At 60.4% G+C, this 9,839-nt stretch carries 8 protein-coding genes; 3 read left to right on the top strand and 5 right to left on the bottom strand.

The window, feature by feature from the left end; translation table 11 throughout:
- A partial coding sequence (locus OQK_RS21190; protein ID WP_157221961.1) for a transposase occupies positions 1-571 on the top strand: 571 nt, incomplete at its 5' end.
- A 642-nt stretch (positions 572-1,213) separates the two neighbouring features.
- On the top strand, positions 1,214-3,913 hold the full coding sequence (locus tag OQK_RS21185) for a hypothetical protein (RefSeq protein ID WP_162098738.1): 2,700 nt from the start codon (positions 1,214-1,216) through the stop codon (positions 3,911-3,913).
- 239 nt (positions 3,914-4,152) lie between these two features.
- Here OQK_RS21185 and OQK_RS21180 read toward each other — a convergent pair whose 3' ends face one another.
- Genes OQK_RS21180 through OQK_RS21165 form a run of 4 tightly spaced genes read right to left on the bottom strand, consistent with a single transcriptional unit; the run spans position 4,153 to position 8,390 of the window.
- Positions 4,153-5,115 (bottom strand): sensor domain-containing diguanylate cyclase, encoded by a 963-nt coding sequence (locus OQK_RS21180; RefSeq protein ID WP_016774150.1) that lies wholly within the window; start codon positions 5,113-5,115, stop codon positions 4,153-4,155.
- Positions 5,116-5,169: 54 nt separating this feature from the next.
- The gene (locus tag OQK_RS21175; protein ID WP_016774149.1) at positions 5,170-5,748 is read right to left on the bottom strand and encodes a hypothetical protein; all 579 of its coding nucleotides are present in this window, start codon (positions 5,746-5,748) and stop codon (positions 5,170-5,172) included.
- Position 5,749: 1 nt separating this feature from the next.
- Positions 5,750-7,912, bottom strand: a complete 2,163-nt coding sequence (locus OQK_RS21170; protein ID WP_016774148.1) for a xanthine dehydrogenase family protein molybdopterin-binding subunit — start codon at positions 7,910-7,912, stop codon at positions 5,750-5,752.
- A gap of 22 nt (positions 7,913-7,934) precedes the next feature.
- Entirely contained in the window at positions 7,935-8,390 is a 456-nt protein-coding gene (locus tag OQK_RS21165) for a (2Fe-2S)-binding protein (protein WP_007937751.1), read from the bottom strand.
- A gap of 248 nt (positions 8,391-8,638) precedes the next feature.
- Here OQK_RS21165 and OQK_RS21160 point away from each other — a divergent pair, with 248 nt between their 5' ends.
- Positions 8,639-9,469: an alpha/beta fold hydrolase gene (locus tag OQK_RS21160; protein ID WP_016774147.1), complete on the top strand. Its 831-nt coding sequence runs from the start codon at positions 8,639-8,641 to the stop codon at positions 9,467-9,469.
- An 85-nt stretch (positions 9,470-9,554) separates the two neighbouring features.
- Here OQK_RS21160 and OQK_RS31540 read toward each other — a convergent pair.
- Positions 9,555-9,839, bottom strand: a 285-nt coding sequence (locus OQK_RS31540) for a hypothetical protein (protein WP_238537235.1), incomplete at its 5' end; no start/stop codon positions are given.

Here is a 9,839-nt window from a genome sequence, read left to right as displayed (position 1 = left end):
GCAGGATGAACTGACGGTCACCGCGAATGCGGGCTATTCCAATGGCAAGCAGTTCCAGGCATGTGAGGATGAGAACATCACGGCTTATGTGCCTGTGGCGCGATCACTCAACTCCTGCGGCAAGGAACAGATATTTTTCGATCGAACAGCATTTGCCTACGATGCGTCGCAAGATCGATATCAATGCCCTGCCGGAAAATGGCTGATCTTTAAGCAGATCAGCAACAAAGGCCGGATCTACCAAGCGAAGGTCAGCGACTGCGCAAGCTGCACGATTAAAGCGAAGTGCACCGACGCCAAACGCCGATACATCTCGCGCCATCTGCACGAACAGGCTTTCGAGCGAATGGAGCAGCGAATGCAGGCGCATCCCGAAATGATGGTCAGCCGACGATCCATCGTCGAACATCCCTTCGGCAACCTTAAACAGTGGTTATTTAGTAACGCTCGATTCTTGCTGCGACAGCTTGAAGGCGCGAGAGCTGAAATGGCCTTGGCGGTGAACGCCTACAACCTGAAAAGAGCAATTAACGTGTTGGGCGTGCGCCAGATGATGGCGCTGATGGGCTGAAACGCCTTTTTTCGTCTGCTGTGAGCACAAAAGCAAACACCCCGAACAAGTCGGGGCGTTTGCTGGAACCACCATCAGTGCGTTTTCACACAGTCTGGGATCCGGCGGGTTTTTTTATGCCTGCAGAAAAGCTCGTCCAACTACATATGTACCGCCAACCACCCTGCCTTGCCTTTGATACTCGGCGCTCGATGCTTATCAGCCGCCAGGGAGGCGCAGATGGACGACACACCGGTACATGAACAGACGCTGATCCACAATCTCATCGCAGAATTGACCGCCGTACCGGTGGTCACCGCCGCCACGCCGACGCGCACGCTGGAGGTTCCTCGTCCATGCCTGCTGCGCGAATGGATGGAGCTTTACTGGACCGCCCTCGAACGCCCCGAGTTTCTCGACTGGGCCAGTCGTTTTCACATCGACCTGGATACCTTGCAAATCAAAGGCGACATTCTGCAAGCGCACACACCAGCGAATGGCACCTCCGACGTACGCACCTTCACCCTGGAGGACGACTCTGGCTGGTGGCAGATGGCGCCGATGCTGCTGTCGATTTCCCAGCGTATCGATCCTGCGGGGCTGGGCCTGCCCTATATCGGCGGCAAGTCCGCCAACCCGCTGTATCGCTTTCCACGGCAAGTGGTGCTGGCGTTCTACGGTTATCCGGAACCGCAAAACCAGATTCAGGCCCGCGTCATCCTCACCGAAATGAAGAAAACCGGTCTGGCTGCCATCGATGAGAACGGCCACAGCACGTCGGCTGTGGTGAAGGAACGCAACGCGCAACTGGAGGACTTTCGGGCGATCGCCGATCGGATCGATGCGGTGTTGCTGGCGAGCGATCCGTTCGAGCAACGAGGCTTTCTCGATACGCCGGTAACGCTTGCTTCGGCCTCTGTTTCCGCTCCTGTCAGAGGCCCGCGCCTGAAATTGGGCGAGCTGCTGCGTCGCTATGAATTTGCGCTGCCGGAAGATGCGGGACAAGCCAAAGCGCTTGCGCAACGCCTGCGACAGCACAGTTGGCCTGAGCTGCCCTACGTCAGTGACTACGTGCAGACCGGCACCCCCATCCGCAGCTATCGCGAAGACTTCGGCGATCTGGAGGACGTCCGGCATATTGGGCGACGCCTGGAAGATTTGAGCTGGAACAAGGCACCCAAAGCCAGAATCGATTACGAGGAATTCAGCGAGCCCCATCCGGATTCCACGCTCGCGGTGCAGATGGCGCTGGGCCAGGAGCGCTTGCAGATATTCAGCTCCAATGCGGATTTTCAAGCCATCTTGCAACAGCACGGGTTGCCCGCCGACAGTCCATTGCTGGTGACCGAGTCCGGTCATGTCGGCACGGCCAGCGCCAAAGGCTGGGTCAACCTGACGACTGAAGTGGAAAAGCATTCCGATCTGAAACTTCATCGCGACCAGCTTAAAGCTCAGGCAGGCGAAGCCGGCGGCGCCCTGCGCTCGAGCGGTAAAGTCACCCTCGGGCAAATGTTGCGTTTCTACGAGCTACCGTTGCCAAAAACTATGGAGCAAGCCCTGTCCCTGGCGAAATGGGACAAGATCAATCTGCACATGCGTCCCGGGCACATGAATCAGTGGTATCTGCTGGGTCAACCCTGGACGAAGACCGAGCGGTTCACCGCGCAGCAACGTCAGAGCATCATCGACACCACCCAGGCTTTTTTGCCAGAAGACTCGCCGCCACTGATCGACTACCTCAGTGAAGGGGTCGACACCGATCTGCCGCTCAATACCCTCAAGGCAAAAGCCGACTACCTGATCAGTCGTATCCTGATCACGTCGCGCGCACGGACGCTGGGCAACCAGTTGGTGAAGAACCTCGGAGCGCCGTCTCACAAAAAACGCCTTCTGGCCACCAACCGCGAACGGCTGTTGCTCGCTGCATTGATTCTCAGCCTGGAACCGAGCGCCGGTGAAGACATAAACCGAATCGTCGCCCAGCGCCTGGAGGGCAGTGATTTCTGGGGCGACAGTTATGACGAAGTGCGCCGGTTCATCGACCGGCAACCCCAACTCGCACTGGTCAAGAACAAGACATTGGCGACCCACCTGTTATTGTCCGGCATCTCGCCGGAGTTCCTCATCCGGGGCATTCCTCGATCACTGCCTTATATGAGTTGCCTGCGCTGGGTGAGGTTGAAACAGGTCGTGCTGTATATCGAAAGACGCCTGCCGGGCGCGGCGCGCTTGATGACCTACGAGCAATTGCGCGAGCTGACGAAAGGCCCGGCGCCGGCTGATTTCTACAAGTTTCTGCGCGAGGAGCCGTGTGCCTCGGTCGTAGTGGACTGGGCGGTTGCACGAGGGCTGATCCAGCGCGATGCCGATTTTCAAGTCACGGTCTATGACGCCGCCACGCTCAAGCAAGCCGATCTGCTCTTTCGCAACCACAATCGTCTGATTTACGATTTTTACCGCCGGGCCTTCCAGTCGTCACCGCCCACCCCCGCCACTATTGCCCTCGCGGATCTGCGCAAGATCTTCGCTGATTCCCCTCACCTGACAGAGAAGGCACTGTTTGTTCCAGCCTCGGACGCTGATACAACCGGGCCACATTATTCCCTGAGCCAATTACACATTGCCGGCAAGCTAACGGGTGACATGCAGGGATGGCAATCGAGCAATGCACAATTGCAACTGCCATCGATGATTGCCTCGCTGCCCAGACTGAACAACGTGGCAAGCGCTTTTCATGCAGCGCTGGCGGCGCGCCTCAAGCATATGAAGGACGCGCATGTCGCGATTCTCAAGGAAGCCTTCTGCCGGTTGCCGTTGGCGCAACGGCTCGACCTCGAAGACAACACGCTGGAATTGCTCGCCCTGCGGCCAGTATCGGCAGCCACGGACAAACTTGCCAAGGCCGGCACGGCGCCGTTTGGCATATTGGCACTGCTGCATGGGCGGCCAACCAGAGTCTTCGAGATTTTCACCAGCAGAGATGAAGTGGTGCTGCGTCGCGATATCGACCTTGCATTACTCAAACCCTCTGTGGCGAAAGAAGCGGCGAAAACGCTGCCTGTCGACGCCGAAGCCTATAAAAACGGCTCCCAGCCTCGCTTGAACGCCACCTGCAAGGCGTTCATTACTCGCCTCGATATTGAGGGCGCACCACTGGCGCAACAGGCACGCACCGCCGTGCCCGATACCTTCGCCTCCAACAGAGTCAACGCCATCGCCAGCACCGCCGTCCGGCATCTGTTCGATGCTTATGAGGCGAAAGCCTTGCAAGACGCGTTGCGCATGCCCGAACTCGAGGATGCCGCGGCCAGTCACGAGAAATGGCTGGCGTTTTACCAGAAGCTGAGCCCGCCCAAGCGCTGAGCACTGGCGAATCCGGCGATGAATCGGCTGACGCCTTCGCGAGCAGGCTCGCTCCCACAGAGATGGTGCTGAATTGAAAAATCCTCCGCGACATCGAAACCTGTGGGAGCGAGCCTGCTCGCGAAGACATTCGATCAGCCAGCATCAAATTGCCTGACCCACCGCCATCGCGGGCAAGCCCGCTCCCACGGAATTCAAGCGAGTCTGTGGGAGCTGGCTCGCCAGCGATGGTGGCGGTGCTAGCAGCCTTTCAGAGCTTGCTTGTGCGCATACATCGCGCCATCCGCATCGGCGAGCAGCCGATCAACGGTTTCGTGGCGCGTGGGGTCGTATTCGATCTGGCCGACGCTGAAGCGAATCGCGTAACCGCGGTGCAGCGTGGCGTTGCGCTCTTCGAGGATTTCCTTGAGCCGCGCCATGATCCGCGTGGTTTCAACGTGGCTGGAGCCGGTCAGCAACGCGACAAACTCATCGCCGCCCAGGCGTCCGACCACGTCGCTTTCACGAAAGGCAATGCGCAGCACATCGGCAAAGGTCTTCAGCGCACTGTCGCCTTCGGCATGGCCGTACAGATCGTTGATCTGCTTGAAGTCGTTGAGGTCAAAAAACAGCAGCGTCGCCGGCCGGTTCAGGCGCGCGCACGCATCCAGTGCATGCTGGGCCAGTTGCTTGAAACCACGGCGATTGGACAGCAGCGTCAACTCATCCATGCTCGCCATCTGCACCGCCATCAACTCTTGCTCGGCCATCTCCGCGAGGTCACGCAGCAGCGCGCGCTCTTCGTCATCGAGATGGCGAGGTTTGGTATCAATCAGGCACAAGGTGCCCATTTTGTTACCGTCCGGCACGTTCAGTGGGTACCCGGCGTAAAAGCGAATATTCGGCGCTCCGGTAACCAGCGGGTTGTCATGGAAGCGCAGATCTTCCAGCGCATCGGGGACCAGCATCAGCTCGTTCTGCAGAATCGCATGGCCGCAGAAAGACACATCGCGCGAAGTCTCGCTGACATCCAGCCCTACACAGGACTTGAACCACTGGCGATCCGTGTCGACCAGCGTGACCAGGGCGATCGGCACGTTGAACAGGCGCTTGGCCAGGCGCGTCAGGCGATCGAAACGTTCCTCCGGCTCCGAATTGAGATTCAGGCCATGCAGCGCGTCAATTCGGGAAGCTTCGTTGGCAGGTTTTCCGGGCACCAGCATGCGCACACTCCGTAGACAGTCATGCGTTGAGCGTAGCGTTAAATCGCCGAGGCTTCACATTTGCGCCACCGGACACGGCCCGCCGGCATCGGCCCAGAGTTTGAATTGCGCGACGAAAATATCGTGCGGCACTGGCACCGGTGCGCGCCCTGCCCCGGGATTCCAGCCCCAGAGCACCAATTTGTCTTCGCTGACGTGTTTTAACAGCGCGGCGAAATCCCGGTCGCCATTGCTCGCGCGGTCCTTGATCATCGCGCAGAGCTTGTCCGAGGGCAGGCCGATCCAGGCCATTTTGTGCGCCGCCGGCGGTAGGCTCCAGTGCGGCGCACCCGGCGGCGCATGAGGGCCGTAACTGGCCGGCGGGTTGCTTTCGGCGTGGCAGGTCGCGCAGGGCAAACCGGCGGCGCCCTTGCCGTCCATGCCGCGCACCACATTCATCGCGTGCGGGATGCCGGCGTCGAACTGCAACGGCGAATCGCCGGGAATGTGGCAGTTCTGGCAGCGCGGGCTCTGAAAGACTTTCTGCACCGTGCCAAAGGCTTTCAGAGCTTCCTGATCCTCGGCAAACAGGTCCGAGGCGTAGCCACCGAGACCAAGCAAAACGACGGTGCCCAACACAAGATGTCGTTTCATCTCACACCCCTGACAGTTGCAGTGGCAGTTCGCGCAGGCGTTGCCCGGTCAAGGCGAACACGGCGTTGGCCACGGCCGGCGCGGTCGGTGGCACACCGGGCTCACCGATGCCGCCGGGTTTCTCGCTGCTGGAGACGATATGCACTTCCACCACCGGCATTTCGTTGAGCCGCAACACCTGATAATCGTGATAGTTGGACTGCACGACGCCGCCGTCCTTGACGGTGAGTTTGCTGTGCAAGGCCATGCCGAGACCGAAGGTGATGCACGATTCCATCTGCGCGGCGATGCTCTGCGGATTCACTGCAATGCCGCAGTCCACCGCGCAGACCACCCGATGCACGCGGATCGCCAAATTGTCCTGAGACACCTCCGCCACTTGCGCCACGTAGCTGCCGAACGACTCGTGTACCGCCACGCCCAGAGCATGCCCGTCCGGCAACGGCGCGCCCCAGTTGGCCTTCTCCACCGCCAGATTGAGCACGCCAAGGTGGCGCGGGTGCGCCTTTAGCAACGTTCGCCGGTACTCCACCGGATCCTTGCCCGCCGCCGTCGCCAGTTCATCGATCAGCGATTCCATGACGAAACCCGTGTGGGTATGGCCCACCGAGCGCAGCCACAACACATTGATGCCGGTCTGCGGCGAATGCAGGTCGACCTGATGATGAGGCAGATCCTTGATGTACGGACTGTCAGCCACGCCCTCGACCGAGGTGGCATCGATGCCGTTCTTGACCATCGTCGCCTCAAGCATCGTCCCGGCCATGATCGACTGGCCGACCAGCACATGCTGCCAGCTCATCGGCAAACCATCGGCGCCCAGCCCGACCTGCGCCTTGTGCAGATACATCGAGCGGTAGTAGCCGCCGCGAATGTCATCTTCGCGCGCCCACACGGTTTTCAGCGGCAGGCCCGCCGCTTTCGCCACTTGCACGGCTTCGGCGACGAAATCCGAGGTCGGATTGGCGCGGCGACCAAAACCACCGCCGAGGAATTCGGTATGAATCTCGACCTGTTCGGGCTTGAGCCCGGTGATCTTGCTGGCGACCATTTGGTCCAGCGTCTGAAATTGCGTACCAGTCCAGATCTCGCATTTGCCGGCGCTGATTTTTACCGTGCAATTGAGCGGTTCCATCGGCGCGTGGGCCAGATACGGCACGCTGTATTCGACCTCGATTTTCTTCGCGGCTTTGCCGAAATTGGCCTTGGCGTCCCCGGCCTGCGTGGCGGAAGTGCCCGGCGTCGCCGCCAGTTTGCGGAAACTCTCCAGCAGTTTTTCACTGCTCATGTCGGCCAGCGCCCCGAGATCCCAGTCAACCTTGAGCGCATCACGGCCCAGCTTCGCCGCCCAGAAATGCTCGGCCACCACCGCCACGCCGCTGGGTACCTGCAGCACCTTGTGCACGCCGGGAATCGCCAGCGCTGCGGCTCCTTCGAAGGATTTCACCGTGGCACCGAACACCGGGGCGCGGGCGACCATCGCGGTCATCAGGCCTTCAAACTGCACGTCCATGCCGAACTTGGCGCGGCCGGTGATCTTTTCCGGGGTGTCGAGGCGCTTGGTCGGTTTGCCGATGACTTTCCAGTCCTTGGCTTCCTTGAAAGTGATGGTTTTCGGATCCGGCACCGGCAGTTGCCCGGCGGCATCAGCCAGTTCGCCGTAGGTCGCGCGTTGGTCCCCGGCGATGACCACGCCGGGCTCCGTGCGGATCGTCGACGGCGCGACGTCGAAGCGTTTCGCTGCCGCTTCCACCAGCATCTGCCGAGCCGTCGCCCCGGCCAGTCGATAACGGTCGAATTCCATCCAGGTCGACGTCGAGCCGCCGGTGATCTGCATGCCGCCGAACGCCGGCAAGCCGTAATCTGCCGCTGAGGCTGGCGAGTGTTGCACGCTGATTTTTGACCAGTCGGCGTCCAGTTCCTCGGCAATCAGCATGGTCAGGCCGGTCCAGATGCCCTGGCCCATTTCCGAATGGCCGAGCAGCACGGTGACGCTGTTGTCCGCCGCGATGCGCAGGAACGCGTTGGGCGCGAAGGTCTTGTTCTGATTTTCTGCCGCCCGGGCAAAGCGATTGGCCCTGGGCACCACGAACGCCACCATCAAGCCGCCGCCCAGCACGGCGCTGCCCTTGAGAAACCCGCGACGCGATACGGGACTGTTCATCGTTCCTCTCCCAGAGAATGACTCAGCCGATTTCGGCGGCGCGTTTGACCGCTGCGCGAATGCGCGGATAGGTGCCGCAGCGGCAGATATTGCCGGAGAGCGCCTGATCGATATCGCTGTCGGTGGGCTTGGGAATTTTCGCCAGCAACGCGGCGGCGGACATGATCTGCCCGGACTGACAGTAACCGCACTGCACCACGTCCAGCTCAGCCCAGGCCTGCTGCACCGGGTGCGAGCCATCACTGGACAAGCCCTCGATGGTGAGGATTTTCTGCCCGTGGGCGACGGCAGTCGCCGGAGTGATACAGGAACGTAATGGCGCGCCGTCGACGTGCACGGTGCAGGCGCCGCACTGGGCCATGCCACAACCGAACTTGGTCCCGGTCAGGTGCGCGACATCGCGCAGAACCCAGAGCAGCGGCATGTCGGCGGGGACATCGAGCTCCTGATCCTTGCCATTGATATTCAGGGTCAGCATCGGCGGATTTCCTCAGGCTCACGGTGGTGCGAAGGGGCGTCGCTGTGGTCGCAAAAACCTACGGACGCCCGCGCTTATCCCTTTCAGCAAAGCCTAATTTGCGCTTGAAGCCAGACGTTGTGACCAGCGGTCATGCAGACCCCGGCATTGCTCCTACAGTTGATAACGGCTCGCAGCGAGTCGTCGTACCTCTGCGCAAACGGTCCGCGTACCTCGCGGTTGTCCATCACAGGTCAGGAGTAACGAATATGGGCTTTGTCACCACTCAAGACGGCGTCGATATCTTCTACAAGGACTGGGGCCCGCGCGACGCGCCGGTGATCCACTTCCACCACGGCTGGCCGCTCAGTTCCGATGACTGGGATGCGCAGATGCTGTTCTTTCTCGCGCAGGGCTTTCGGGTGATTGCCCATGATCGACGTGGACACGGGCGCTCCAGCCAGGTCTGGGATGGCCACGACATGGATCACTACGCCGACGATGTGCTGGCGGTGGTCAATCATCTGGGTACGAGCAACGTGGTGCACGTCGGCCATTCCACCGGCGGCGGCGAAGTGATCCATTACATCGCCCGGCATGGTCAGGACAAGGTCCGCAAAGCGGTGTTGATCAGCGCCGTGCCACCGTTGATGGTGCAGACCGAAAGCAACCCCGGCGGTTTGCCGAAATCGGTGTTCGATGGCTTTCAAGCGCAGTTGGCGGCGAATCGCGCGCAGTTTTATCGCGATGTGCCGAGCGGACCCTTCTACGGCTACAACCGCCCAGGCGCCGAGCCGGCTGAAGGAATCATCGCCAACTGGTGGCGCCAGGGCATGATCGGCGGCGCCAAGGCGCACTACGACGGCATCGTCGCGTTCTCGCAAACTGACTTCACCGACGACCTGAAAAAAGTCACCGTGCCGGTGTTGGTGATGCACGGCGAGGATGACCAGATCGTGCCCTACGCCAACTCCGGACCGTTATCGGCGAAACTGCTGCCCAACGGCACGCTGAAGTCGTATCCCGGCTTCCCGCATGGCATGCCGACGACGCAGGCTGAAACCATCAATGCGGATTTGTTGGCGTTTATTCGCGAGTAACAGAACTGAGGATGTACCCATAGCAGCGGACAGCACAAAACAAATTGTGAAAACGAGCTGCTCGCGAAAGCGTTCGTTCAGCCACTTACGTATTGACTGACCCAACGCCTTCGCGAGCAGGCTCGCTCCCACAGTTGAAATTGGGTATGCCCGTCAGAGACTGGTCGGCTGGAAGGCCGCCATCGCTGGCAAGCAAGCTCCCACAGGGATCAGGGTAGATCCGCTGCACACTCGTATCTCTGAGATAGCTATCGCGAGCAAGCTCACTCCCACAGAAAAACAAAGCAGCGCAGCTGCCCGCGGCAAAGCCGCCCCACTCAACAATGAGCGCAAGCTCGAGTGCTTTTGATCTTGATCCACCGGCGACGTC

Origin of the sequence: Pseudomonas sp. R62, from assembly GCF_000257605.1 — a bacterium.
Taxonomy (GTDB): Bacteria; Pseudomonadota; Gammaproteobacteria; order Pseudomonadales; family Pseudomonadaceae; genus Aquipseudomonas; species Aquipseudomonas atacamensis.
The sequence above is the reverse complement of the archived record's forward strand: the minus strand, read 5'-3'. Positions and strand labels throughout refer to the sequence as shown.

Excerpts from the sequence above, each read along its gene's own strand:
- OQK_RS21180 (WP_016774150.1), bottom strand. The coding sequence starts at position 5,115 with ATGCTGGTGCCCGGAAAACCTGCCAACGAAGCTTCCCGAATTGACGCG.
- OQK_RS21175 (WP_016774149.1), bottom strand. The coding sequence starts at position 5,748 with ATGAAACGACATCTTGTGTTGGGCACCGTCGTTTTGCTTGGTCTCGGT.
- OQK_RS21170 (WP_016774148.1), bottom strand. The coding sequence starts at position 7,912 with ATGAACAGTCCCGTATCGCGTCGCGGGTTTCTCAAGGGCAGCGCCGTG.
- OQK_RS21165 (WP_007937751.1), bottom strand. The coding sequence starts at position 8,390 with ATGCTGACCCTGAATATCAATGGCAAGGATCAGGAGCTCGATGTCCCC.
- OQK_RS21160 (WP_016774147.1), top strand. The coding sequence starts at position 8,639 with ATGGGCTTTGTCACCACTCAAGACGGCGTCGATATCTTCTACAAGGAC.